Raw genomic sequence first — 24848 nt, 5'->3', positions numbered from 1 at the left:
ATTACCTGGTATTCACAAGACTTCCGAAGTCGGCCCTCGTATTTCGAAGTCATCGGCGGCGCAACGCAGCCACACACATTCGAGACCTCAAGAGGGACCCCACCATGTTCAATCTGACCCAGACCGTTTCCGGCCTCGCCACCCTGGCCCTGGCCGCCGTTCCCATGCTGGCCCTGACCACCGCCGCCCACGCCGCCCCGATGAGCGTCACCGTCGGCGACCTCTCCACCGCCGCCGGCGTCGCCGCCTTTGAACAGCGCATCGACAAGGTCGCCGCCAACGTCTGCCAGGGCCTGACGGCGGGCGTCGGGACCCGGATGGTGAACACCGACGGCTGCCGCGAGGCGGTCCGCGCCGAGGCCATCGACAAGCTCTCGGCCAGCCAGCGCCGCCAGATCGCCGCCAGCGGCGTCTCGCAACTGGCCGCCCGCTAGGATCTCCTTCCTCCCCAGTCGGGAGACCCCAGCCTGGAAGCCCGCCCTCACCGGCGGGCTTCTTTGCGTTTGGGTTACCCCCCGATCCCAATTGTTACCGCGCGTTAAGTAACGTGACGCGGGTAACAAACATGTACTTCCCGTAATGATCTTAAATCTCTGTCATTACTTGAACTTCACGGGACATCGGTGAACAGGGGGTCTATCTCCTCAGTCATCGGCGGCGTGTCGCCGCCCACCACATCGAAGACCCAGAGGGATCCGCACCATGTCCAAGCTCACCACCAAGATCGTTTCCGCCGCCACGCTCGCCCTGGCCGCCATCCCCATGCTCGCCCTGACCACGGCGGCCCATGCCGCGCCGATGAGCCTGAAGGTGGGTGATCTCTCCACCGCCGCCGGCGTCGCCGCCTTCGAGCAGCGCCTGGACAAGGTCGCGGGCAAGATGTGCGCCGCCCAGCGCCAGGACGTCGGGACCCGCATGGTCAACACCGACGGCTGCGTCGAGGCGGTCCGCGCCGAGGCCATCGACAGCCTGACCCAGTCGCAGCGCAGCCAGGTGGCCGCCTACGGCCGCTCGCAACTCGCCGCCCGCTGAACCATCCCTTCCTCCCCAGCCGGGGATGGACAGCGCGAAAAGCCCGCCCTCCCCGGCGGGCTTTTTTGCGTTTGGCGGCCCCGGCGGCATGGGCCTAGCCTGACGGTTCAGGAGGACCGCCCATGCCCGAGTTCCGCAATATCGACCTGCCCGACGTCTCCCTGCGGGTGGCGATGGAGGGCGAGGGGCCCCTGGTGGTCCTGGTGCATGGCTTTCCGGAGAGCTGGTACAGCTGGCGCCACCAGATGGGGCCGATCGCGGCCGCCGGCTTCACCGCCTGCGCCATCGACGTGCGGGGCTATGGCGGGTCGGGCAAGCCCACCGACATCAGCGCCTATGACATGGAGCACATGGTGGGCGATGTCGCCGCCCTCATCGAGCACCTGACGCCGGGCGAGAAGGCGGTGCTGGTGGGCCACGACTGGGGCGCGCCCATCGTCTGGCACTCGGCCCTGATCCGGCCTGACCGGGTGCGGGCGGTGGCGGGGCTGTCGGTGCCCTATACGGGCGTGCCCAAGACCAGCTTCATGGACCTGGTGGACAAGGTGTTCACGCAGCGCGGCAAATTCTTCTACCAGGCCTGGTTCCAGGAGGTGGGTCCGCCGGAGGCCGAACTGGAGGCCGATCCGCGGATGAGCATCCGCAAGTTCTACTACGCCATCAGCGGCGACGCCCCGGACGGGACCTGGCCCAACGACAAGGTCCACGGCCAGAGCCTGCTGGAGGGGCTGGTGGATCCCGATCCCTTCCCCGCCTGGCTGAGCGACGCCGACCTGGACTATTACGCCGCCGAATTCGCCGGCTCCGGGTTCTTCGGGCCGGTCAGCCGCTACCGCAACCACCAGCGGGACTTCGAGTACCTGTCGAAATTCGAGGGCCGCAAGATCGAGCAGCCGTCGCTGTTCATCGGCGGCGAGCGCGACCTGGTGCTGTCCATGCTGGGACGCGGCGACCTGCTGGCGATCATGGGCGAGGAGATGACCGACCTGCGCGGCGCCGACATCCTGGAAGGCTGCGGCCACTGGACCCAGCAGGAACGGCCCGAGGAGGTGAACGCGCGGCTGATTCCGTGGCTGAAGGGGCTCTAGAGAGCCCCCCGACCGCGCGGGGTCAGGCCACCGAGGCCGGTTCGCACAGCCAGCGTTCAGCGTGGGTGAAGCCCGCCACGGCGCCGCGCACGATGGCCTCGGCAGCCTTTTCCGACACCGCGCCCTCACGCTCGAGGATCAGCACGAACTTGCGCCAGCGCTCACCGGTCTCGGCGCCGTAGGGGTCGAGGAAGGACAGGCCGGTCATGTTCAGGCTGCGGGCGGCGAGCTGGCGGGCGATGACCTTGCCCCCCTGGGTCGCTTCCTCCAGCACATAGAGCCGGCCCAGGGCCTCGGCGGCGTTGGCCGGGGCGGCGATGCGGCGGCCGGTCTGGGGTTGGCCCCCGAGCACGGCCAGGTCGCTGATGAGCTCCACCGAGCGGCGGCGGCCGGCATAGCCCAGGCCGACGATATCGGAGAGCAGCGGCGCCATGGTCGTCTCGCACCCGACATGCCAGGCGTGGAAGCGCTCCACCAGCCGGCGGCGGTCGGCGGGCACCGACAGCTGGGTCACCATGTCGAGGCGGGTTTCTAGGCGCTGTTGCGCATCGGCGGTGGCGGCGCGCAGCCGAGCCAGGACAGTTCCGACCATCTCGTTTTTCCGTGACCTCGGCGCACCCCGGGCTAGGACTAGCCAGGGCCCGAAGGGCTGTCCGTCGCCGGGGCGAGGGTCAGCCGCTGGTAAGCGCCGCACCCAGCCAATCGATGAAAAGCCGGGCAGAGGGGGACTGGTAACGCTCCCCTGACGGAATAGCCACCAAGCTTTGCTGAAATGTCGCAAACCCCGCGGGCGCCCGCAGCCGCCCGTCGGCCAGCTCGGCGCCGATCAGCCGCCGTTCCACCAGGGCCACGCCAAGCCCGGCGATGGCCGCCTCGATGCAGAGATGGGTGTGGGGGAAGCTGAGTTCGGTCGCGCCGCTCACCGCGCGGCCGGTGACCGCCGACCACTGGTCCCAGGCGCTGGAGGTGAAATCGTGGTCGATGCGGCAGGGGACGGCGATCTCCCGGCCCAGGATCTCGTCCAAGGGATAGCCCGGCGCGCAGACCGGGCCGAAGGCGACGGGGGCCAACGGGATGGCGCGGGCCTGGTCGGCGGCGGGGAAAGCCTTCCAGTCCCAGGCGATCACCAGGTCGGCGCCCTCGTCGCGCATCTCGCGGGCCGAGGTCATGGAGAGGCGGACGCGGACCTGCGGGTGGGCGCGGTAGAAGTCGGCCAGGCGCGGGGCCAGCCAGCGGGTGGCGAAGGTGGCGCTGCAGGCCACATGGACGCCGGGGCCGCGGGCCTCGTCGCGCACGCGCCGCCAGCCCTGTTCCAGCCGGTCGAGAGCCTCGGCGACCACGGCCTGGAGGGCCTGCCCCTGGGCGTTCAGGCGCAGTCCGGCGCCGGCCTTGTCGAACAGGGGCGCGCCCAGATGCGCCTGCAGGCTGCGGATCTGGCGGCTGACCGCCCCGTGGGTGCGGCCAAGTTCCTCCGCCGCGCGGGTCACCGAGCCCAGGCGGGCGGCGGCGTCGAAGGCCCGCAGGGCCGAGAGGGGCGGAAGCTGGCGCATCTGTGAGAATTTCTCACCGATGGTGGCGGACTAGTCAATTTTATTGCCGCGTGGATTGGAAGATGGTGTCGGCCTGGTGATGAAAGCTCACACATGCCCGCCCTGACGACGATCGAAGATTTGGAAGCCCTGTACGGCCTGCCCGGCCCTTCCTCCACCCTGAAGGAGTTGGACCACCTCAACGCCGAGTACCACGCGGTGATCGAGGCCTCACCCTTCGCCGCCCTGGCGACGGTGGGGCCCGAGGGGCTGGACTGCTCGCCGCGCGGGGACGCGGGCGAGGTGGTGCGGATCGCCGATGCCAAGACCCTGCTGATGCCCGACCGGCGGGGCAACAACCGGGCCGACTCGCTGCGCAATATCGTGCGGGACCCGCGCGTGGCCCTGCTGTTCCTGATCCCCGGCTCGGGCTCGACCCTGCGGGTGAACGGGCGGGCGGAACTGCGGACCGACGAGGATCTGCTGGCGGCCTTCCGGATGGAGGGCAAGCCGCCCCGCTGCGTGATCGTCATCACAATCGACACCGTCTTCTTCCAGTGCGCGCGGGCGGTGATCCGCGCCGACCTGTGGAATCCGGCCAAGCACGTGGACCCGGCGAAGTTGCCGAGCGCCGGTCAGATGCTGAGCGCGGCGAGTTCGGGGGCCCAGGGCGGGGAGGCCTACGACGCCGAGTGGCCGGCGCGGGCGGCGGCGAGCCTGTGGTGAGTTAGTCCCCCGCCTCCACCATCGCGAAGGTCTTCGCCCCCATCGCCAGCAGCCGCGCATCGTTGACCCGGCCGGCGTCGACGAGGACCACGGCGTAGTTCACCGCCCAGCCGGCCGCCCGCGCCCAGGTGGCGTCGGTGGCGTGGTAGGCGGCCATGGCGGCGTGGCGGGCCTCGCGGTCGGGCAGCAGCATCCAGAGGCTGGAGAGGTCGGTGGCGCGGTCGCCGGCGCACAGGTCGCCCCAGTCGATGACGGCGGTGAGCCGGCCATCCTGCGACAGCACATTGCGCGCGTGCGGGTCACCGTGCAGCCAGGTGGGCGCGACGTCGATAGGGGTGGCGAGCGCCCGGTTCCAGACCTCGCGGACACGTGGGGTGATGAAGCCGGTCTCCGCCGCCAGCCGGTCGATGCGGGGGGTCAGGTAGCCCAGCCGCTCGGCCAGGGGAACGCCGCGGTGGGGATTGTGAGGCGCCTGCGCGGGCGCCGGCTGGTGCAAGGCCTTGAGGAACCCGGCCAACACCAGCGCCTGGTGGGCGGCCAGGGGATCGAGGTCGGCCGGGCCGCCGGGCATCCAGGGCAGCACGCTCCAGGGCCAGGGATAGCCCTCGCCGGGGACGCCCAACCGCAGGGGCGTGGGGATCGGCAGGGGCAGGCGCGGCAAGGTCGGCAACCACCGCTGCTCGTTCCGCAACAGCGCCAGCCCGGCGAGGCGACGCGGCATCCGCACGGCCAGGTCGTCCCCCAGCCGGAACATGTCATTGTCCCAGCCCGAGGCGGCGAGCGTGATCGGCAGGTGGGCGAGGTCGGGGTGCTGGGCGGCCAGCAGGGCGCGGACCAGGGCCTCACTGATCTCGACCTCGGCGGGCGGTACCCCGACAGTGGCGTTTCGGACGGGGGCGCTCAAGGGATGACTCCGATTTCGTCCTGGTGTATCGGCTTTACCGTCATGACCCGCCTCGCCGCCAGCACCTGGTATTTTAGCTTTCCGACGCCCCTGGCGGAGGAAGGACTTGGCTTGACGTGACAGCGTCCTAGACAAGCACCCACCCACCGCCAGTCACCCTGGCGGTTTTTTTATGCCCGCCACGGTGACCTCCCCGACCCGGAGATCCCCATGTCCAGCACCGACGACCTTCGCATCGCCAGCCTCACCGAGCTCAGCCCGCCCTCCCAGGTGATGGCCGAGTTCGCCCGCACGCCCGCCGCCAGCGTGACGGTGACCGCCGCCCGCCACGCCCTGCACGCCATCCTGCACGGCCAGGACGACCGGCTGGCCGTGGTGATCGGCCCCTGCTCGATCCACGATCCGGAGGCGGCCATGGACTATGCCGGCCGGCTGCTGAAGCAGCGGCAGCGGTTCGGCGGCGAGCTGGAAATCCTGATGCGGGTCTATTTCGAGAAGCCCCGGACCACGGTCGGGTGGAAGGGGCTGATCAACGATCCCTATCTGGACGGGACCTTCGCCATCAATGAGGGCCTGCGGCTGGCCCGCGGCCTGCTGCTGGACATCAACGACATGGGGCTGCCGGCGGCGGTGGAGTTCCTGGACGTGATCACGCCCCAGTACCTGGCCGACCTGGTGGGCTGGGGGGCGATCGGGGCGCGGACCACCGAGAGCCAGATCCACCGCGAGATGGCCTCGGGGCTATCCTGCCCCGTCGGATTCAAGAACGGCACCGGCGGCGACGTGAAGATCGCCGTGGACGCCTGCAAGGCCGCCAGCCAGCCGCATCATTTCCTGGCGGTGAGCAAGGACGGCCGCTCGGCCATCGCCGCCACCACCGGCAATGAGGACTGCCACGTCGTGCTGCGCGGCGGGACCACCACCAACTATGACGCGGCCAGCGTGGCGGCGGCCGCAGCCGTCATCGAGACGTCGGGCCTGCGCCCGTCGATCATGATCGACGCCAGCCACGCCAACTCGTCCAAGGACCCCGCCAACCAGCCCAAGGTGATGGACGATGTCGCCCGGCAACTGGCCGCCGGTGAACGGCGGATCATCGGCGTCATGGTAGAAAGCCACATCGAGGCCGGCCGCCAGGACCTCGTGGCCGGGCGCCCCCTCGTCTACGGCCAGAGCATCACCGACGGCTGCATCGACTGGGATACGTCCGTGGCGGTGCTGGAGCGGCTGGCCGAAGGGGTTCGGGCGCGCCGGCGGGTGACGGCGGCGGGTCCGCGCGAGACGACAATGGCCTGATTTTTCCTCCCCCATTTATGGGGGAGGGGGACCGGCGCAGCCGGTGGAGGGGGCGGCCTCAAGCTCGACGCCCGGTCTCGCCCCCTCCACCACGCCTGCGGCGCGGCCCCCCTCCCCCGTTCGCTTCGCGACAGGGGAGGAAAAGCCCCGACTCCGATTCGGACTCGGTTCGTTCACTTTCGGTTCCGTCTGTTAACCATGGTGAATTTTGTGTTAATGCCCGTTTGTTCCGAAGCCGGACCTCACCGGCACAGCGCCCCGCCGCCCATGTCCAGGTGCAGGTGGTTGGCGTGGGCGGCGTTGTAGTCGGGGGACAGCACGGTGATGAAGACGCGGCAGGCGTCGTCGCGGACGCGGTGCAGGAAGCGGCCCTTCGGACCCGGATCGTTCCAGTCCTTCAGTACACTGATGGTCTCGCCATTGGCCAGGCGGAAGCCGGCCACATCCAGGGCGTTGGCGCTGGCGTGTTCGCTGATCGGGCCCTCGGCCTGACCGTAGATGCGGCGGCAGGCATAGGAGCCGTAGTTGTCGATGGCGACCACGGCTTCCCCCAGGATCTCGAAGGCGGCGGGCTGCACGACCTGGCGCTCCCAGATGCTGACGGCCAGGGCCTCCTTGCAGCTCATGGAGATATCGGCGGGCCTGAGCGGAGCCATGCCGCCGGTGAACCGGACGGCGTCGCGCACCTGGCACATGCCGTCGGCGGAGACCTCCTGCACCTCCGCAAAGGAGATGCCGCCCTGGGTCAGCACCGCGCGGCAGGCGGCGTTGTCCTCGCCGGTGCGGGCGGCCTTGGCCTTGGTGGCCACGCCGACGGGATCGATGACGCTGAGCGTCTTCCAGGGCAGGTGCTGGGCCGGAATGCTGCGTTCGGCCAGCAACGCCATGATGCCGACGATGCCCCAGATCAGCACCAGCCCCACGACCCGGGCCATGATGGTCTGGTGGCGGGCATGTTTCTCGATGTGGGGATGGCGGGGCGCGCGGTAGGCCATGGGGGACTAACGGTGAAGCTTCGTCATGGTTGCCCGCGAACGCCCCTTTCCTCCCGTGGCGACAACGGCCTAGGCTCTGGCATCACTTGGGGGCGGGATGATGAAAAGCTTGGCGAAGATCGGCCTGGGCCTGGGCGGGGCCGTGGTTCTGCTGGTGGCCGTCGTCGCGGTGCGGACCGCGACCTTCAAGGCGCCGGCGGCGGCCGATCTCTCCAGCGTGAAACTGGCGCCGGCGGTGACCGTGGACCGGGCGCTGGCCGCCCTGCATCTGTCGCAGGCCATCCAGATCCAGACCATCAGCCACCAGGACAGGGCCGACGACCAGCCCGCCGAGTGGGACCGGCTACACGCCTGGCTTGCCGCGACCTATCCCGCCGCCCACGCCGCCATGAGCCGCGAGGTCGTGGCCGGTCACACCCTGATCTACACCTGGAAGGGGTCTGACGCCGCCCTGGCCCCCATCGTGCTGATGGCCCACCAGGACGTCGTGCCGGTGACGCCGGGCACCGAGGCCGACTGGAAGCATCCGCCGTTCTCCGGGGCGATCGCCGAGGGCGCGGTCTGGGGGCGCGGGGCCATCGACGACAAGGGCTCGCTGGTGACCCTGTTCGAGGGCGCCGAGATACTGGCCAACCAGGGCTTTGCGCCCCGCCGCACGGTGATGATCATCTCCAGCCACGACGAGGAGGTGCGCGGCGAGGGCGCGCGGGCCGCGGCGGCCTGGATGAAGGCCAAGGGCATCCGCGCCGAGTTCGTGCTGGACGAGGGCCAGGCGGTGATCTCCGACAACCCCATCACCGGCGGGCCGGTGGCGCTGATCGGCCTGGCCGAGAAGGGCTATGCGACCCTGAAGGTCACGGCCCGCGCGGCCGGCGGCCACTCGTCGGCCCCGCCCAAGGACGGCGGCGGGGTGGTGACCCTGGCCAAGGCGGTAGCCGCCATCGCTGAGCACCCGTTCCCGATGAAGTTCTCCGGCCCTGGCGCGGCCATGCTCGTAAGCCTGGCCCCCGATGGCCCGGCGCCGATCAAGATGGCGGTGGCCAACAGCTGGCTGTTCAGTTCGCTGATCGTCTCCCAGGTCGCCGCGACCCCGTCGGGCGCGGCCCTGCTGCACACCACCATCGCGCCCACCATGCTGAAGGGCAGCCCCAAGGAAAACGTCCTGCCGCAGGACGCCACGGCCTGGATCAACTATCGCATCGCCCCCGGCGACACCTCGAAGGACGTGATGGCCAGGGCCAAGGCGGCGGTGGGGGATCTCGCCGTCGACCTGACCTGGGTGAAGAGCCCCGATGAGCCGTCACCGGTGTCGTCGACCAGCTCGCTGGGCTGGAAGACCATCGCCGCCGTCGCCGGGGACCTGGCCAAGGCGCCGGTCGCGCCGGGCCTGGTGACGGCCGGCACCGACAGCCGCTACCTCGCTCCGGTGGCCAAGGACGTCTACCGCTTCCAGCCGATGACCTTCTCGCTGGCCGACACCACCATGATCCACGGCACCAACGAGCACCTGTCCCTGGCGAACCTGGAGCAGTGTGTGCAGTTCTACGCCCGGCTGATCGCCACGGCGGCGCGGTAGGCAAATCCCGGTCTCAGACCGTCATCCTCGGGCTTGTCCCGAGGATCCATGATCTCCGTGGTCGAGGGGGCCCGTAGCGGCGCCGTTCGCGCTATTCCGCAGGCGCGGTGTTTATGGATCCTCGGGACAAGCCCGAGGATGACGATTGAAAGGGTGTGGCATCGGGCCCCAAATCCCGAAAACCCCAACAAAAACCCCGTCGGTTAACCCTGCAGACCTTGCGATCCGTTGCGGCGCAACGCACGTTCCGTCCAACTCGAGACCTGGAGACGACTTAATGCGCAATTGGCGGTTGGACGAAGACGAAGAGGGCGAAGACGGCGCCCGCAAGCCCGACATGCCGATGACGGCGGGCCCGGTGCAGAACGGGCTCTACAAGTCCCGCACGGTCCTGATCTTCGGCGAGATCGACATGCGGCTGGCCGAGCGGGTCACCGCCCAGCTGCTGGCCCTGTCCAACGACAGCGACGCCGACATCCGGGTGATCGTCAATTCCCCCGGCGGCCACGTCGAGAGCGGCGACACCATCCACGACATGATCACTTTCTGCGGTCCCAAGGTGAAGATGATCGGCACCGGCTGGGTCGCCAGCGCCGGCGCCCATATCTATCTGGGCGCGCCGAAGGAAAACCGGCTCTGCCTGCCCAACACCCGCTTCCTGCTGCACCAGCCCTCGGGCGGCGTGCGCGGCCAGGCCTCGGACATCGAGATCGAGGCCGAGGAGATCGTGAAGATGCGTGAGCGGGTCAACCGCATGATCGCGCGCGAGACCGGCCAGACCTATGAGAAGGTGGTCAAGGACACAATCCGGAACTTCTGGATGGGCGCGGAGAAGGCCAAGGAATACGGCATCGTCTCCCGCATAATCAGCCGCGCGGACGAGGCTTAAGGTGTCGGCCGCGCCCTGGTGGAAGGGCGCGGTCGTCTACCACATCTATGTCCGGAGCTTCTTCGATAGCGACGGCGACGGCCACGGGGACCTCGCGGGCGTCGCGGCCAAGCTGGACTACATCAAGGACCTGGGCGTCGACGCCATCTGGCTGTCCCCGGTCCACCCCTCGCCCAACCGCGACTGGGGCTATGACGTCTCCGATTTCGAGGGCGTCCATCCCGACTACGGCGCCATGGCCGACCTGGAAGCCCTGGTGGACGCCGCCCATGCGCGCGGCCTGAAGGTGATGCTGGACGAGGTGCTCTCCCACACCTCCGACGAGCACGCCTGGTTCGCCGAGAGCCGCGACGGCGGCCCCGAGGGGGAAAAGGCCGGCTGGTACGTCTGGGCCGATCCGGCCGACGACGGGACGGCGCCCAACAACTGGCTTTCGGTGTTCGGCGGCCCGGCCTGGGCCTACCAGCCCGCGCGTCGGCAGCACTATCACCACAAGTTCCTCAGGCAGCAGCCCAAGCTGAACTGGCGCCATCCCGACGCCAAGGAGGCCGCCATCCGCGTGCTGGACTTCTGGCTGGCCAAGGGGATCGACGGCTTCCGCCTGGATGTGGCCGGCACCTTCCTGCACGACGACACCCTGACCGATAATCCCGCCGTGCCCGCGCCGGAGCGGACCCGCCACCACTGGGCCCACGCCAGTGAGATGCAGGTCCATCTGAACGACTCGAACCTGCCGGAAAACATCCCGCTGCTGGACGAGATCCGCAACCGGGTGGACGGCCACGGCGACCGCTTCGTGTTCGGGGAGTTCTCCGAGGAGGAGGAACGCTGCGGCGCCTATTGCACGCCGGAAGAGGGGCTGCACTCGGCCTACACCTTCGTGCTGCTGCACGCCCGCAAGCTGAACCCCGCGATCTTCCGCGAACATTTCGAGACCCTGGCGCGGCATCCCGGCCACTGGCCCTGCATCTCCTTCTGCAATCACGACATCATGCGCACCGCCACCCGGTTCGGCGGCGGCGAGGCGATCGCGCGGCTGATGCTGGCGCTCCTGCTGTCATTGAAGGGCACCACGCTGCTGTATCAGGGCGAGGAGCTGGGCCTGCCCGAGGCCCAGAGTCTCACGCGCACGGAGATCCGCGATCCGGTGGGCGACCTCTACTGGCCGATCTCCAAGGGCCGCGACGGCTCGCGCACGCCCATGCCCTGGGCCCCGGGCGAGAACCTCGGCTTCTCCAGCGCCAAGCCCTGGCTGCCCAGCGCGCCGGAGCACCGGGACCTGACGGTGGCCGCCCAGGCGGCGGACCCCAACTCTATCCTCGCCTTCTCCAAGGCCCTCATCGCCCTGCGCAAGAGCTCGCCCGCCCTGACGCGGGGCGAGATCGAGATAGCGCCGGCGGCGGGCCAGGTGCTGGCCTTCACGCGGATGCAGGGGGGCGAGCAGGTGCTATGCCTGTTCAACATGGGCGCCGAGCCCGCCGTCTTCGAGCAGCCGGGCCTGACCGGGGAGCCCGTTTCCCTGCCCGGTTTGATCCAGGCCAAGGCGGCGCGCGGACGGGTCGAGTTGGCTCCCTACGGCGTGGCCTTCATCCGGCGGCCCTGAACCGCTACAAGGACCCCATGGCCGACGGCGACACCAAGACCGCGAAATCCCCCCTCGCCGACGCCAAGTTCGGGCGCGGGTTCCTGGGCGACATCTGGTACTTCGCGGCGCTCTCCAGCGACCTGAAGCCGGGCAAGCTGCAGCGCTACGAGTTGCTGGGCGAACCGGTGCTCCTCTATCGCGACCGCAAGGGTGCGGTGCATGCGATGCGCGACATCTGTCCGCACCGCGCCGCGCCGCTGTCGGCCGGGACCCTGACCACCGAGCCCGACGGCCGCGAGGTGGTGGCCTGCCCCTATCATGGCTGGCGGTTCGGCGGCGACGGGGCCTGTACGGCGATCCCGTCCCTGGTGGCCGAGCAGGCGATGGACACCTCCCGCATCCGGGTGCGCCACTATCCGGCCGCCGAGAGCCAGGGCCTGGTCTTCGTCTGGGTCAGTTCCGATCCGCGCTTCGACGGCGAGCCCAGCGAACCGCCTCCGGTGTTCGAGGGCGTGGTCGGCGGGCCGCCCAAGCTTGTCGACCGCATGGTGTTCGACGCCCATATCGACCACGCGGTGGTGGGCCTGATGGATCCGGCCCACGGACCCTATGTGCACCAGCAGTGGTGGTGGCGTTCGGCCAAGAGCCAGCACGACAAGGCCAAGAAATTCGAGCCCCGCGAGCAGGGATTCGCCATGGTCCGCCACGAGCCGTCGAAGAACAGCCGCGCCTACGCGATCCTGGGTGGGGAGCCCCTGACCGAGATCACCTTCGCCATCCCCGGCCTGCGCTGGGAGCATGTGACGGTGGGCAAGCGCCAGGTGTTGTCGCTGACCTGCCTGACGCCGGTCAACGAGACCCAGACCAAGATCACCCAGATCGTCTGGTCCGATCACCCGGCCTTCTTCTTCCTCAAACCCTTCGTGGCCTGGGGCGCGCGGATCTTCCTGCGCCAGGACGGCGACATGGTGAACCTGCAGAACGAGGGCCTGCGCTACGACCCCTCCCTGCTATGGATCGACGACGCCGACCGCCAGGCCAAGTGGTACCAGCAGCTGAAGCGCGAATGGACCGCCAGCCGCAAGGAAGGCCGTCCGTTCCGCAATCCGGTGGAGGCCACCGTCCTGAAATGGCGAAGCTGAACCGTTGACCTAACGGCGTTCGCGCGCGACGCTCTACCTTAGGGGGAAGAGCTATGCCCTGGCGCCGCTCCGCACATCTGATCATCGGGTTGGCCGCCTGGCTGGCCTGCGCCGCGCCGGCCGCCGCCGGCGTTCTGGTCCGCGCGCCCACCTATGTGAACCTCAGCGCCCAGGCGCGGACCTGGCGGCTGACAGACTCCAATTGGGGGTTTATCAGCCCGCTTTCGACCGCCGTGGCGAGCGAACTAGAGAAGTGCAAGAAGGTCGACCCGGCGATCGCCGCCCCCCTGCAGATGTCCCCCAACCGGCTGGATAAGGCCTCTGCCGACGCGCTGGCGGCTCTGCGGACGTGCCGCAAGCGCTGGTTCGAGAAATCGACTCCGGTGGGTGCGGCGGACGAGAAACTCTGGCTGAAGATCATGGGCCAGCCCCTGCCCTCGCCCCTGGACCGCGCCAAGGTGATCGCCTTTGGCGCCGCGCCCCTGACGCCGGACTATGACCGCACCCTGTGGGACTGGGACCGGGGGTCGGGGTTCACCAGCGCCGATCCAGCCTCCATCTTCAGCTGGGGGCCCTACAAGTCCACCGCCGGCCATGGCTGCACCTTCCAGCGGGTGCTGAAGGTCCTGACCGCCAGCTCGGTCACCGGCCCCATGGTCCGCGAGGCCTTCGCCGAGGAAGGCCCGCTGCTGGACCAGCTGGTGGACCAGTCCAGGCCAGACTGGTGCGCGGGCGCGGCGGTGATCCTCAAGCCGGTGTTCGACGATTCCGAGCGCCGCGAGAATTTCCGGATCATCTTCGCCAAGCTGGCGGGGCGCCCAGAGATCCGCGCGGGCTATGACGGTTATTTCCTGGGGCCGAACGGCTACCTAGGCCGCCGGATCGCCCGCCACTACGACCTCTATGCGCGGGCGGGGCTGACGCCCACCAAGATGGACTTCGCCTATTTCCTCGACCGGTCGCTGGACTATCCGCCCCTGAGCGAGACCCAGATCGCCGACCTGTCGGCCACGGTCCGAACGGGACGCATGGCCAACTGGCAGGCGCGGCGGCTGATCGCCAATGTCACGCCCTTTTCCTCGCCCGGCGCGCGCAGCTACCAGCTCGGACGGGACGCGGTCTATTTCGTCGACGCGCTTGGCCAGGAAGGCCTGGATGACACCGAGCGCACCTCCTGGATCAAGAACAGCCGGCTGAAGGCCAGCGACGTGGGCCTGACCGAGGAGCCCTATGCACCCCCGTGCGACGTGGTCTTCCTGCCCGGCTGCCCGGGAGGCCAGCCATGAAATCCCTGCTGCTGGCCGGCGCCCTGGCCACCTGCGTGGTCGCCGCCGCGCCCCCGGCCCGCGCGGCGGGCTACGTAATCGACCGGGCCGAGCTGAAGGCCGCCTGCACCTCGGCCGCCGCCCGGCCGCCGCCGCCGATCGGGGCCGAGATCGCCCGGGTGGCCACCGACCAGTGGGCCAAGTTCGGCTATGGCCGTGTCAAGGAGACCGCCGCGGACGCGGTGATCGAGAAACAGGGGGACGGCGCCCTGGCCGGGTCGCTGTCCTGGGACGCCGTCTGGCAGTTCTGGGCCTTCACCGGCTACGACAACATGCTGACCTTCCCGTATGAGGTGGTCATCAAGGGCGGCGCCCCGCAGATCCTGAAGGCCAACAGCAAGGCCAATATCGAGGCGGCGACGGCCAAGTTCGGGGCCGGCACGCCGCCTGCGCGCGCCATCGCCGGGGCGATCAAGCGCTCCAGCACCTCCAGCCTGCCCTGGTCGGCGGTGTTCGTCTCCTCGGTGATGAAGCGGGCGGGCCTGACCAGCGACCAGTTCCGTCCCGCCGCGGCCCATGCGGGCTACATCCAGGGCGCGGTCGACGGCTACGGCTTCAATCGCAGCGCCTACGCCTATCTGCCCTGCGACCCGAGCTGGATCGAGCCGCGGGTCGGCGATGTCGTCTGCTATTCGCGCAACGCCAGCCCGGTGCGCTCCTTCACCCAGGTTCTGGCCGGGGTCGAGCGGGCCTCGGCCAGTCGGGGCGCCTATTCCTACGAGAGCCACTGCGACGTCGTCAGCCAGGTGGCGCGCGCGCCCAAGCACGTGATCCACACCATCGGCGGCAATGTCGGCGACACCGTAACCAAGACCGAGCGCGCCCTGGCCGGCGGTCCCATCACCACCGGGCGGCCCATCGCCTGGATCGCGGTCCTGGTGCTGAAGCCCGATCCGACGGTGGCGCAGCCGGCTCCCGCACCACCGCCCGCGCCGATTCGGCCGAGCCCGCCACCGACGCCCGAGCCCCCCGTTCCTCCAACGCCGAAACCCGCGCCCGCGCCGACACCGGAGCCGCCGCCCGTCCCCGCGCCGGACCCTCCGCCACCGCCACCTCCGCCGGCCCCGGAGCCTGAGCCCAGCCCGCCGCCGGCTCCGGAACCGCCCCCCGAGCCGACGCCCATAGCCACGCCCACGCCGGAGCCACCGCCCGTCGCGGCGCCGGCTGAGCCGGCCGAAGAGGTGGATGAGTCAGCGCCGTCGCCGGCGCACAACTAGCCCGAGGGCCGGTGGACTACGCCACCTGACGGGGCGCGGCCTCGGGGGTGGGGTCGGTGAGCCGCAGGTCGTCGATGCGGATGGGCGCAAAGCCGCGGCTGGCGTCCCAGTCCAGGCGGCCGCCCAGGGCGGTGACGCAGGAGACCGGCTCCAGCCGGGTCAGGTCCATGCGTGACAGCGCCGCGTGGGGCAAGCGCATGTAGAGCACCGGATGCTGCTCGTACTCGCCGTTGCGGTCCGGCAGATGGCAGCGGGTCACCACCTCGACCGCCTCGCCGCCCACCACCGACAGCACCTCGGTCCCGATGCGCAGCGAGATGGCGCAGACATTGGAGATGTGCATCTCCTGGATGTTGGCATAGGGCAGCGCCGCATAGCCGGCCCGCTCATTATCGACGGCGATGATCGCCTCGTCGGGAATGGCGTCCAGTTCCAGGGCGTCGAGATAGACGATGATCCGCCCCGACGCGGGCATGGCGATGGCGAATCCCTCAAGCGCCGGGGTGATGGCGTCCATGTCGAGGTTGATGCGCAGGGTCTGCTCGATGGCCCCCAGGTCCTTGGCCAGAACACTGGAGGCCAGGTTGACGTCGAGATTGTGCGCCTCGGCGGCGCGCTTGCCGCGATTGTAGAGGTCGGCGTCCTCCTTGGCGGCGGCGAGCACCGCCTCGGCCAGGGCGCGCCGTCGATCGGCTCCGAGACCAAACAGGGCGTCGATCAGGCCCGGCTCATAGCGGGCCAGCTTCTTGCGGGCGATCTGTTCCTTGGTGTGGGTTCGCGGCGCGGGCTCCACCAGACCCAGGGAGGCGATGGTGTTCCAGTCCTTGCGGGCATACTTGATGCAGTGGGCGCGGGTGAGGTTCTCCACCAGCTTGTCGTACCTGGCCGCATTGGCCGCCGTGGTGTCGGGCTTCTTGGCGCGGGCGGCCGGGCGTTCCTTGCGCTCCCGATCACGCAGGGTGCGCTTCGTCGCCCGGTCGATCCGGTTCATCGTCGCGATCACGGTCTTAGCCGCTTGCCCTGACATTCTGTTGCTCCGAGACTCTTCGTCACACCCATTCTGGGTAATTCCTGAGTAACCCCGGTTTCTGACTGAGCGGTTAAAATGGCCCAGCTAGTTGATCACGCTGTTGTTTTTCCCGCTTTGGTTTCAGATCCCAGGAACACCACCGCAGCGCCCTTTTTGACGGCGGCGCCCAATTCATTGGCGTCCCAGTTGGTCAGGCGCACGCAGCCGTGGCTGTCGGTCTTGCCAATGTGGTTGGGATCAGGCCCGCCGTGGATGCCGTAGGTGTCCTTGGTCAGGTCGATCCACATGGACCCGACCGGATTGTTGGGCCCCGCGGCGATGGTGAACTTGCCGACCTTCTTGCCCTCGCCGAAGGTCAGGCGCTTGGGATCGTAGATCCAGGTCGGGTTGGGGGCGACCGTGTTGACGGCCCATTCCCCTGACGGCGCGGGGCGGTCGGTGGAGCCGACGGAGGCGGGATAGACCGCCAGCAGGACATCGCCCTCGCCATAGGCGCGGACCTCGCGCTCGGCCTTGTCCACCTCGATGCGGGTGACGGCGGCGTCTAGCCTATCGGCGCCCGGCGTGACCACGACGAGGGTGGCGCCGGCGACGGCGAAGTCCACGTCCGGGTTGAGAGCCTTCAGCAGCTTCTCGTCCATGTGGAAGCGCTCGGCGAACATCTCCGACGCGCGGGCGTAGCCTAGATGGTCTAGCTTGGCCTGGTCCTCGCTCTTGGCCGGGATGGCCACGAAGGGACCCTTCACGTCTTCGGCGGTGATCACGTAGTCCTGGGTCACCGGGCTCGCCCGCTCGGTGAGCGCCGTCCAGGTGGCCTCGTCAAGCTCACCCGAACGCGTCAGGTTCTTCGAAGTCTGGAAGGCGGCCACCGCCTGACGCAGGTTCTCGCCCTTCGCGCCGTCGATGACGCCCGGGGAGAAGTGCGCGCGGTCGAGCAGGACCTGGGCGCGAATCAGGGCGGTCTTCAGCGCCATGGGGTCCTTCACCGTGGCGGCAGGCAGGACGGCGGCGTCGATCGCCTTGCCTTGTTCCGAAACCGAGGCGGCTGTCAGAGGCGGCACGGCCAGGGGGTTGGTGGAGATATTTTGCAGCGACGGCGCAGCTTGCGCGTTTGCTGCGGACGCGGCGGCGGGCTGGCTCCCGGGCGGCGGCTCGGAACAGGCGGCGAGCGCGACGGTGAGGACAAGGATCGATGCAGACCAGTTCATCAGTGGACCTCCGCCATAAGCCGCGCACAGTGGGCGTTGTGACGGGGAAGCCCTCAGGATGGCGGCGGTTCCGGCGGATGTCCGTTGGGATCGCGGCCGGGACGGCGGCCATGACCGCAATGTCCGCCTGCGCCCAGACCTCGCCCTCGGCCTGCACCGTGGCGGCGTTCGAGCCCCCGGCGCGGATCAACGCCTCGTCCCTGCGCAGCCTGTCCTGGGCGCCCTTTCGCCGCGACGAGATCGGCTGGGAGACCTACGCTCCGCTCATGCAGCGTGAACTGGGGACGCTCTGCGCGCCCGACACCTCGCGGTTTTCGCAGCTGCTGGCCGGCTTCCAGAAGCGCTTTCGCATGAAGGGCACCGGCGAGATGGACGCCGACACCTTCCTACGTTTCAAGGGCGTCTGGCAGGAGCGCCGCCCCTTCGTGATGGTCAATCAGAACGGGTTCTGTCCGCCGCCGCCCGACCTCGCGACCCTGGCCATCGCCGCCCCGGCCGAAAGCTATGGCGGCAAGACCATCCCTCTGCGGCCCGGGACCCTGGACGCCTATCGCAAGATGGTCGCGGCGGCCAGGCGCGTACCGGCCATCGCCAAGGACACCCGAAACCTGACCATCTTCTCCGGCTTCCGCGACCCGGACGCCGACGCGGCCCGCTGCGTGACGGACGGCAACTGCGACGGGGTGGCCCGCGCCACCTGCTCACCGCACCGCACGGGCCTGGCGCTCGACCTCTATGTGGGGGAGGCGCCGGGCTTCAAGCCGGACTCCAGCGCCGATCCCAACCGGCTGTTCATGACCAACACCCCCACCTATCGCTGGCTGCTGGCCAACGCCCACCGGTTCGGCTTCGTGAACTATCCCTTCGAGCCCTGGCACTGGGAGTGGATCGGCCAGGCTCCGTAGGCCATGATCGAGGCGACACGGCCGCAGAGCCGCGCTGCACACGGAAACGCCTCCCATGCCGACCTTCACCTCCGACGGCCTGACCCTGGCCTATGATGACAACGTCCCGCCCGGCGGCGGGGAACGCACCATCGTCCTGGTCCACGGCTTCTCGTCGAACCGAAGTGAGGGCTGGAAGCGCACGGGCTGGTACACGGCCTTCGACCGCCGCCGCATCCGCTGCATCGCGCTCGATCAGCGCGGGCACGGCGAGAGCGCCAAGCCGCACGAGGCCGAGGCCTATACCCGCGAGAAGCTGGCGGGCGACGTGATCGCCCTGCTGGATCATCTGGGCCTGAACCGCGTCGACCTGTTCGGCTATTCCATGGGCTCGCGCACGGCGCTGGCCACCGCGCTCAAGGCGCCCGACCGCATCTCCAGCCTGATGCTGGGCGGGGTGGGCGGCAACTTGATCGGCGAGCGCGCGCTGCCCGGGGGCAATCCGATGGCCGAGGCCATGCTGGCGGCCGACCCCGAGACCATCAAGGAGCCGATGCTGAAGAGCTTCCGTCAGTTCGCCGACGAGCAAGGAGAGGACCGCCAGGCGCTCGCCGCCATGACCGGCGCACAGAACCCTGCCTTCGATCGCGACGCCATGGCGACCCTGCCCATGCCCGTGCTGGTGGTGGCCGGCCAGGGGGACACCGGGGCCGGGGACCCCGCCGACCTGGCGGCGATCTTCCCCCACGCCCACGCGATCACCGTGCCCGGCTGCGACCACTTCTCGGCCATCCCCCACGCGCTGACCAAGGCCGCCGTGTTCGACTTCCTGGATGGGGAATTGGACTATCCGAGCCGGTAGGCCTTTGCCGCGTCACCTCCTCTCCCATTTGTGGGAGAGGATAGGGTGAGGGCTCTTTCTGAGATTCCGTTGTTGCTTCCAGGCCGAGACGCGCAGCCTGCTGCGCGCCCCCTCACCCTACCCTCTCCCCCTGAAGGGGGCGAGGGGGCGGGCCGCCGACCTACGCCTTGGCGCGGGGGCCCATGTTGTAGGGGCCGCCCTTTTCGAGCGCCGTCTTGTAGGCCTCCCGCGACTGGAAGCGTTCCAGCCAGGCGGCGATATTGGGATACACAGCCAGGCGGCCGAAGGCGCCGGTGACCTCGCCGACGAAGCTCATCTGGACGTCGGCGCCGGAGAACTCCGACCCCAGGATCCAGTCCTTGCCGGCCAGGGCGCCGTCCACATAGCCGAGGTGGTTGGCGATCTCGCTCTCCAGGCGCGGATGCAGCGGGGCGCCGGCCTCGCCCAGGCGGCCAACGTACATGAACAGCATCAGGGGCAGCATGGCCGACCCCTCGGAATAGTGCATCCACTGCTGGTAGTGGTCGTAGGCAGGCGTCGAGGGATCGGGCTGCAGGCGGCCGCCGGCGTGGCGGCGGATGACGTAGTCGATGATCGCGCCACTCTCGATGACCGTCATGTCGCCGTCGGTGATCACCGGCGACTTGCCCAGGGGATGGACGGCCTTCAGCTCGGCCGGGGCCAACCGCGTGGTGGCGTCGCGGGCGTAGTGCTTGATCTCGTAGGGGAGCTTCAGTTCCTCCAGCAGCCAGAGGATGCGCTGCGAGCGCGAGTCGTTGAGGTGGTGGACGACGATCATGGGGCGCTCGCTTCTTTGGTTGGGCTGTTTACGACGTATAGGCTCACCCCGCGGCGGGCGCCTATAGTCGTCGGATGAGCGCGATGATCCTGCCCCAACTGACCGAACTCCTGGCCGAGGCCGCCGATCAGGCCGAGGCCGTCGTTGCGGAGGCCCAGGCCGCCGTCTCGGCCCTGGTCACCCGCGACGGGCGTCTGGATCGCGCGGCCCTGGACGCCCAGCAGCACGTGGCCCACGGCCTGGCCTGGGCGGCGGCCTATGCCGAAACCCTGCGCCAGACGGCGGCCTGGGCGCGCGACCTGGGAGGCGGCTTCGGCGAAGCCGAGGCCCTGCCGGCTCAGCTTCTCGCCTTTGAGTATCTGAGCCAGCTGGCCGGCGGCATTGCCATGAACCAGGGGGAGACCTTCCGGCTGAACGACCTCGGCCTGCTCGACGACCGACTGAGGCCGGTGATCGACCAGCTGCGGCCCGGCGCGACCCAGGCGGTGAAGAACCGGATTGTCGAGCTGCTGGAGGCCGCCCGCGGCCGGCCGTCCCTGGAGGCCAGCGGCCTGGACGCCACGCTGGAGATGATCCGCGACCAATTCCAGGCTTTTGCATCGGAGAAAATCAGTCCCTACGCCCACGGCTGGCACCTGCGCGACGAGCTGATCCCCCTCGAGCTGCTGCAGGAACTGGCCGAGCTGGGCGTGTTTGGCCTTACCGCCCCTGAGGAATACGGCGGCTCTGGCCTGGGCAAGATCGCCATGTGCGTGGTGTCGGAGGCCCTCTCACGCGGCTGGATCGGGACCGGATCGCTGGGCACCCGCTCGGAGATCGCCGCCGAACTGCTGCTGGCCCACGGGACGGAGGACCAGAAAGCCCGTCTGCTGCCCGGCATCGCCTCGGGCGCGATCATCCCCACAGCGGTCTTCACCGAGCCGGAGGCGGGATCGGACCTGGGGTCCCTGCGCACCCGCGCCGTGCGCGACGGCGAGGTCTGGCGGGTCAGCGGCGCCAAGACCTGGATCACCCACGCGGCCCGCGCCGACCTGATGACCCTGCTGGTGCGCACCGATCCGGCGTCGAAGGACCACCGCGGGCTCTCCATGCTGCTGGCCGAGAAGCCGCGTGGCACGGACGCCGACCCCTTCCCCGCGCCCGGCATGAGCGGCGGCGAGATCGGGGTGATCGGCTATCGCGGCATGAAGGAATACGAGCTGGCCTTCGACGGCTTCGAAGTCCCACACGCCAACCTGCTGGGGGGCGTCGAGGGCCAGGGCTTTTCCCAGCTGATGGCCACCTTCGAGAGCGCCCGCATCCAGACGGCGGCGCGGGCCATCGGCGTCGGACAGGCGGCGCTCGACATCGCCCTGGACTACGCGCTCGCACGGCGGCAGTTCGGCCAGCCGATCGCCGACTTCCCCAGGGTGGCCAACAAGCTGGCCATGATGGCCGCCGAACTTCTGGGGTCGCGACGCCTCGCCTGGTTCGCCGCCCGCGCCAAGGACGAGGGTCGGCGGTGCGACCTGGAGGCGGGCATGGCCAAGCTGACAGCCGCCCGCATCGCCTGGGCGGCGGCCGACAACGCGGTGCAGATTCACGGCGGGACAGGGTTTGCGGTGGAGCAGCCGGTGAGCCGCCTGCTGGCCGACGCCCGCATCCTCAACATCTTCGAAGGCGCTGGAGAGATCCAGGCCCAGGTGATCGCCAGACGGCTTCTCGAGGGTGGCAACTAGCGGGGGTGGAAGCCCTGGCAGATCAGGCCGATGTGTTTGTCGAAGACTGCGCTCATGGTCTCGGCGTCGCTCTCGTTCCAGGCCGCGAGCCGATAGGTCCAGGCATAGGAGGCCATCAGGGTGTCGACCGCGATGTCGAGATCGGTGGACGGGTCGACGTCGCCCCGGGTGACGCCGTCGGCCAGACAGTCCTTCACCACCTGCTTCAAGTGCGGGTTGCGGCCGAAGGGCCGGGAGGACGGCTCAAGGGTCCAGTCATAGGCCGCCGCGATATGGGCCAGGAACAGCTTCGTGCGGCGGGTCTCGAAGGCGTAGTGGATGGCGAACATCGACCTTAGCCGGTCGGCCGTCGACCCGCGCAGGTGCGGCACCACGCGATCGAGTTCGGCATAGAGGGCGTCCAACCGGTCGGCCATGACCTGGCTGAGGATGTCGCCCTTGGAGGAAAAGGTCGTGAAGACGCTGCCCACCGAAACCTCGGCGACGCGGGCGATCTCGCGAACCGTGGTCTCTTCGTAGCCCCGCGTCTCGAAGAGATCGCGCGCCGCGTCGAGCACACGTTTCCGCGTGGCCTCCTTCTGAGACTGTCTGACGCTCAAACGGTTTCCCCCTCAAGACCACGTCGTGAACGCGCGGCTTGACCCATGGTTAGGATGAAACCTCGCGCTGCGACGCCTCCCTTACCCGGGCGCGACAGTACGTCGCACCCGGACTGGGTCAACCCCGGCGGGCGCCGGCCAGGATCACGCGAATCTGGTCCTTCGCCTTGGCCTGCAGCGCATCGATGCTCCAGCCCAGGAAGATCGCTTCGGGATAATTGGCGAGGTAGCAGTCGAACAGCATCTGGGTGCGAAGCTTGACCTCCGCCTCCTGGCTCAGTTCGCCGCGCTCGATCCCGGCCAGCAATTGTTCGGTGATCAGGTCGTGCAGGGCCAGGACCGGCGCCATGCTGCGGAGCTCGGGACCCTGGTCGGGGCTCCAGGAGATCGAGAAGGCGGCGCGGGCCAGGGGAAGCTGGCTCTTGTAGAAGGCGTAGCCGGCGCTGAAGGCCTTCAGCAGGCAGTCGTCGACGGCGCGGCCGCGATGGGCGGCCTCGCGCATGACCTCGGCCAGGCTGGCCATGTCGGTCAGCATGATCTCGCGGAACAGATCCGACTTGTCGGTGAAATTGGCGAACACCGCGCCGGTGGACATCCCGGCGGCCGCGGCGATGTCGCGGATGGTGGCGCCTTCATAGCCTTCTTCGGAGAACAGGCGGCGCGCGGCGGCCAGCACCTTGGCGCGGGTCTGCTGCTTTGCGAGCGCGCGCCGGGTGGGGACGCGCACTTCGGCTTCTTGGGCGCCGTGGAGGGTGAGGGGGTCGTGTTTCATGATGTGCGTTCAGCCTGGGGAGGGCCGCCTTCGCGTGTTGTTCAAATAGTACGCAAACTCTTCGACCTGATGCTCCAGCCCGACGTGAGTCCACGCGGGCTGGCGCCCGGTGGGATCACATCGCGCGGCTAAGCTGTCAGCCCGCACTAAACTTCAGAATCCGGACGCGGGGAGGCGCCCAAGCCATGGCCTCGGAGAGACCACACGGCATTTCTTCGTTCTCTAACCCGTTCGCCGCGGCGCGTCCAAGCGAAAGGGTCATATTTGATCAAGTTCAACTAACTCGTTCCGCGATACGCGCAGGTCCCTGCATTTAGCTCATAGGTTGAGGCTGGACCGTGTGGCGCAGCGTCGCACGCGCTCGCTTTGGGGGGATTTCGATCGCTTCAGACCTGAAACACAGCGCCGCGGAATATCCCTGATCAGTGAGCGCGCTCGGGTAACGATGGTTCAAGGCGTGATTCTGCGGGTGGTTTCGCAGCCCCGACCGCCCTAGATTGCGGCCATGGAACGCGCCTTCGACATCCTCATCCCGCTCGCCCTGCTGGCCGTGACGGTCACCCTGTTCATCGGCCTCTTCGCCCTGTTTCGCGGCGGCGAGTTCGGCCGGTCCTATTCGAATAAGCTGATGCGGCTGCGGGTGCTGCTGCAGGCGATCGCGGTGGCCCTGCTGGTCACCGCCGTCTGGTGGCGGCATCGGGGCTAGGGATGGTCACGCTCAACCGGATCTACACACGCACGGGCGACAAGGGCTCGACCCGCCTGGCGACCGGCGCGACCGTCAGCAAGGCCTCGCTGCGGGTGGAGACCTATGGGGCGGTGGACGAGACCAACGCCTGTATCGGGCTGGCGCGGCTGCATACAGATGGCGAATTCGACGCGATCCTGGCCCGGCTCCAGAATGAGCTCTTCGACCTCGGCGCCGACCTCTCGACCCCGGCCAAGCCCGACGAGGCCCCGGGCCAGATGCTGCGCATCCTCGACAGCCAGGTGGCCCGCCTTGAGGCCGAGATCGATAGCCTGAACGACGATTTGCCGGCCCTGGCGTCCTTTGTCCTGCCGGGCGGGACCCCGGCGGCGGCGGCCCTGCATCAGGCCCGGACGGTGGCGCGGCGGGCCGAGCGTATCGCCGTGGCCCTGATGGAATCAGGGGAAGAGGTCTCAGGTCCAGCCTTCCGCTACCTCAACCGGCTGTCGGACCTGCTGTTCGTGGCGGCCCGGCACGCCAATGACCAGGGCCGCGCCGATGTCCTGTGGAAGTCCGGCGCGACGCGTTAGGGCGCGGGGGCCGCGGCGGCCCTGATCCTGGCGGCGTGTTCCTTGGCCGCCTTGCGCTGCTCGGGGGTGTCGATGACCCGGCCGGTGATATCGGAGATCAGGACCGGCCGGGCGCAGGTCCGGCCGCGCCAGTCCCACCAGTCGCCGCGGGCCTCGCAGGCCTGGCCGGGCATGGCCCAGCCCACCTGATAGACCACGACCCCCACCACCGAGAGGGCGAAGGCGCCCGCGAAAATCAACATCAGGCGCTTGATCGTTCGGTTCATGATCTTCGTCTTGGCAGGGGTTTGAAGCGGCTTAGAGGGCCGCCCCGTCAAAATTGCGGCGCTGTGTGGCGGGCCTCGGCTTGCATTGCGCGTCGGAACCGTTATGCCCCAACCGTTCAATTTTTAGC

The 24848-nt window shown here is 69.0% G+C and carries 26 protein-coding genes; 16 read left to right on the top strand and 10 right to left on the bottom strand.

What is annotated here, in order from left to right; all coding sequences use genetic code 11:
* The first annotated feature begins 104 nt into the window (after positions 1-104).
* The 3 genes from Q7J39_RS16485 to Q7J39_RS16475 all read left to right on the top strand — a co-directional run bounded on the left by Q7J39_RS16485 (position 105) and on the right by Q7J39_RS16475 (position 2120).
* Positions 105-434 (top strand): UrcA family protein, encoded by a 330-nt coding sequence (locus Q7J39_RS16485; protein WP_304827578.1) that lies wholly within the window; start codon positions 105-107, stop codon positions 432-434.
* A 268-nt stretch (positions 435-702) separates the two neighbouring features.
* Entirely contained in the window at positions 703-1032 is a 330-nt protein-coding gene (locus tag Q7J39_RS16480; protein WP_304827575.1) for a UrcA family protein, read from the top strand.
* Between the two features lie 122 nt (positions 1033-1154).
* The gene (locus tag Q7J39_RS16475) at positions 1155-2120 is read left to right on the top strand and encodes an alpha/beta fold hydrolase (RefSeq protein WP_304827572.1); all 966 of its coding nucleotides are present in this window, start codon (positions 1155-1157) and stop codon (positions 2118-2120) included.
* Between the two features lie 22 nt (positions 2121-2142).
* Here Q7J39_RS16475 and Q7J39_RS16470 read toward each other — a convergent pair whose 3' ends face one another.
* Both Q7J39_RS16470 and Q7J39_RS16465 read right to left on the bottom strand, forming a co-directional pair.
* Complete coding sequence (locus Q7J39_RS16470; RefSeq protein WP_304827569.1) at positions 2143-2712, bottom strand: biliverdin-producing heme oxygenase; 570 nt, start codon at positions 2710-2712, stop codon at positions 2143-2145.
* 79 nt (positions 2713-2791) lie between these two features.
* Complete coding sequence (locus Q7J39_RS16465) at positions 2792-3670, bottom strand: LysR substrate-binding domain-containing protein (RefSeq protein WP_304827566.1); 879 nt, start codon at positions 3668-3670, stop codon at positions 2792-2794.
* A gap of 93 nt (positions 3671-3763) precedes the next feature.
* Between Q7J39_RS16465 and Q7J39_RS16460 the strand changes: the two genes are divergently transcribed.
* The gene (locus Q7J39_RS16460; protein ID WP_304827563.1) at positions 3764-4375 is read left to right on the top strand and encodes a pyridoxamine 5'-phosphate oxidase family protein; all 612 of its coding nucleotides are present in this window, start codon (positions 3764-3766) and stop codon (positions 4373-4375) included.
* Between the two features lies 1 nt (position 4376).
* Here Q7J39_RS16460 and Q7J39_RS16455 read toward each other — a convergent pair whose 3' ends face one another.
* On the bottom strand, positions 4377-5279 hold the full coding sequence (locus tag Q7J39_RS16455) for an aminoglycoside phosphotransferase family protein (RefSeq protein ID WP_304827560.1): 903 nt from the start codon (positions 5277-5279) through the stop codon (positions 4377-4379).
* Between the two features lie 210 nt (positions 5280-5489).
* Between Q7J39_RS16455 and Q7J39_RS16450 the strand changes: the two genes are divergently transcribed.
* Positions 5490-6575, top strand: a complete 1086-nt coding sequence (locus Q7J39_RS16450) for a 3-deoxy-7-phosphoheptulonate synthase (RefSeq protein ID WP_304827557.1) — start codon at positions 5490-5492, stop codon at positions 6573-6575.
* Between the two features lie 242 nt (positions 6576-6817).
* Here the strand turns inward: Q7J39_RS16450 and Q7J39_RS16445 are convergent, their stop codons facing one another.
* Positions 6818-7570 carry an extensin family protein gene (locus Q7J39_RS16445; protein ID WP_304827554.1) on the bottom strand — a complete coding sequence of 251 codons (753 nt, stop codon included), beginning with the start codon at positions 7568-7570 and terminating at the stop codon, positions 6818-6820.
* Positions 7571-7679: 109 nt separating this feature from the next.
* On the opposite strand from Q7J39_RS16445, the gene Q7J39_RS16440 reads away from it, so the two are divergent.
* From Q7J39_RS16440 to Q7J39_RS16415, 6 genes are all read left to right on the top strand, one after another.
* Complete coding sequence (locus Q7J39_RS16440) at positions 7680-9146, top strand: M20 family peptidase (RefSeq protein WP_370690090.1); 1467 nt, start codon at positions 7680-7682, stop codon at positions 9144-9146.
* A gap of 277 nt (positions 9147-9423) precedes the next feature.
* Entirely contained in the window at positions 9424-10035 is a 612-nt protein-coding gene (locus tag Q7J39_RS16435) for an ATP-dependent Clp protease proteolytic subunit (protein WP_304827549.1), read from the top strand.
* 1 nt (position 10036) lies between these two features.
* A complete protein-coding gene (locus Q7J39_RS16430; protein ID WP_304827546.1) occupies positions 10037-11638 on the top strand; it encodes an alpha-amylase family glycosyl hydrolase in 1602 nt (533 codons plus the stop codon).
* 17 nt (positions 11639-11655) lie between these two features.
* The gene (locus Q7J39_RS16425; RefSeq protein WP_304827543.1) at positions 11656-12762 is read left to right on the top strand and encodes an aromatic ring-hydroxylating dioxygenase subunit alpha; all 1107 of its coding nucleotides are present in this window, start codon (positions 11656-11658) and stop codon (positions 12760-12762) included.
* Between the two features lie 53 nt (positions 12763-12815).
* Positions 12816-14048: a hypothetical protein gene (locus Q7J39_RS16420; protein ID WP_304827540.1), complete on the top strand. Its 1233-nt coding sequence runs from the start codon at positions 12816-12818 to the stop codon at positions 14046-14048.
* Positions 14045-15304 carry a DUF2272 domain-containing protein gene (locus Q7J39_RS16415; protein ID WP_304827536.1) on the top strand — a complete coding sequence of 420 codons (1260 nt, stop codon included), beginning with the start codon at positions 14045-14047 and terminating at the stop codon, positions 15302-15304. Before Q7J39_RS16420 ends, Q7J39_RS16415 begins: the two co-directional genes overlap by 4 nt.
* 16 nt (positions 15305-15320) lie before the next feature.
* Here the strand turns inward: Q7J39_RS16415 and Q7J39_RS16410 are convergent, their stop codons facing one another.
* Both Q7J39_RS16410 and Q7J39_RS16405 read right to left on the bottom strand, forming a co-directional pair.
* Positions 15321-16295, bottom strand: a complete 975-nt coding sequence (locus tag Q7J39_RS16410; protein WP_304827533.1) for a hypothetical protein — start codon at positions 16293-16295, stop codon at positions 15321-15323.
* A gap of 131 nt (positions 16296-16426) precedes the next feature.
* Positions 16427-17542 carry a L,D-transpeptidase gene (locus Q7J39_RS16405; RefSeq protein WP_304827530.1) on the bottom strand — a complete coding sequence of 372 codons (1116 nt, stop codon included), beginning with the start codon at positions 17540-17542 and terminating at the stop codon, positions 16427-16429.
* Between the two features lie 110 nt (positions 17543-17652).
* On the opposite strand from Q7J39_RS16405, the gene Q7J39_RS16400 reads away from it, so the two are divergent.
* Entirely contained in the window at positions 17653-18447 is a 795-nt protein-coding gene (locus Q7J39_RS16400; protein WP_304827527.1) for a D-alanyl-D-alanine carboxypeptidase family protein, read from the top strand.
* Between the two features lie 55 nt (positions 18448-18502).
* Positions 18503-19288 carry an alpha/beta fold hydrolase gene (locus Q7J39_RS16395; RefSeq protein ID WP_304827524.1) on the top strand — a complete coding sequence of 262 codons (786 nt, stop codon included), beginning with the start codon at positions 18503-18505 and terminating at the stop codon, positions 19286-19288.
* A 160-nt stretch (positions 19289-19448) separates the two neighbouring features.
* Here the strand turns inward: Q7J39_RS16395 and Q7J39_RS16390 are convergent, their stop codons facing one another.
* On the bottom strand, positions 19449-20087 hold the full coding sequence (locus tag Q7J39_RS16390) for a glutathione S-transferase family protein (protein WP_304827521.1): 639 nt from the start codon (positions 20085-20087) through the stop codon (positions 19449-19451).
* Between the two features lie 83 nt (positions 20088-20170).
* On the opposite strand from Q7J39_RS16390, the gene Q7J39_RS16385 reads away from it, so the two are divergent.
* Positions 20171-21805: an acyl-CoA dehydrogenase family protein gene (locus tag Q7J39_RS16385; RefSeq protein ID WP_304827517.1), complete on the top strand. Its 1635-nt coding sequence runs from the start codon at positions 20171-20173 to the stop codon at positions 21803-21805.
* On the opposite strand, the gene Q7J39_RS16380 is transcribed toward Q7J39_RS16385, so the two are convergent.
* Together Q7J39_RS16380 and Q7J39_RS16375 are read right to left on the bottom strand one after the other, a co-directional pair.
* Positions 21802-22404 (bottom strand): TetR/AcrR family transcriptional regulator, encoded by a 603-nt coding sequence (locus Q7J39_RS16380; RefSeq protein WP_304827514.1) that lies wholly within the window; start codon positions 22402-22404, stop codon positions 21802-21804. The genes Q7J39_RS16385 and Q7J39_RS16380 overlap by 4 nt on opposite strands.
* A gap of 118 nt (positions 22405-22522) precedes the next feature.
* A complete protein-coding gene (locus Q7J39_RS16375) occupies positions 22523-23176 on the bottom strand; it encodes a TetR/AcrR family transcriptional regulator (RefSeq protein WP_304827511.1) in 654 nt (217 codons plus the stop codon).
* A gap of 505 nt (positions 23177-23681) precedes the next feature.
* Between Q7J39_RS16375 and Q7J39_RS16370 the strand changes: the two genes are divergently transcribed.
* Together Q7J39_RS16370 and Q7J39_RS16365 are read left to right on the top strand one after the other, a co-directional pair.
* On the top strand, positions 23682-23882 hold the full coding sequence (locus Q7J39_RS16370) for a twin transmembrane helix small protein (protein WP_304827508.1): 201 nt from the start codon (positions 23682-23684) through the stop codon (positions 23880-23882).
* A 2-nt stretch (positions 23883-23884) separates the two neighbouring features.
* Positions 23885-24454, top strand: a complete 570-nt coding sequence (locus Q7J39_RS16365) for a cob(I)yrinic acid a,c-diamide adenosyltransferase (protein ID WP_304827505.1) — start codon at positions 23885-23887, stop codon at positions 24452-24454.
* Here Q7J39_RS16365 and Q7J39_RS16360 read toward each other — a convergent pair.
* The gene (locus Q7J39_RS16360; protein WP_304827502.1) at positions 24451-24720 is read right to left on the bottom strand and encodes a hypothetical protein; all 270 of its coding nucleotides are present in this window, start codon (positions 24718-24720) and stop codon (positions 24451-24453) included. The two genes, Q7J39_RS16365 and Q7J39_RS16360, sit on opposite strands and share 4 nt — an antisense overlap.
* Between the last annotated feature and the right edge of the window lie 128 nt (positions 24721-24848).

Origin of the sequence: Phenylobacterium sp. (genome assembly GCF_030651185.1) — a bacterium.
In the GTDB taxonomy this organism is placed as follows: domain Bacteria; phylum Pseudomonadota; class Alphaproteobacteria; order Caulobacterales; family Caulobacteraceae; genus Phenylobacterium.
This window is presented reverse-complemented; position numbering and strand designations above follow the sequence as displayed.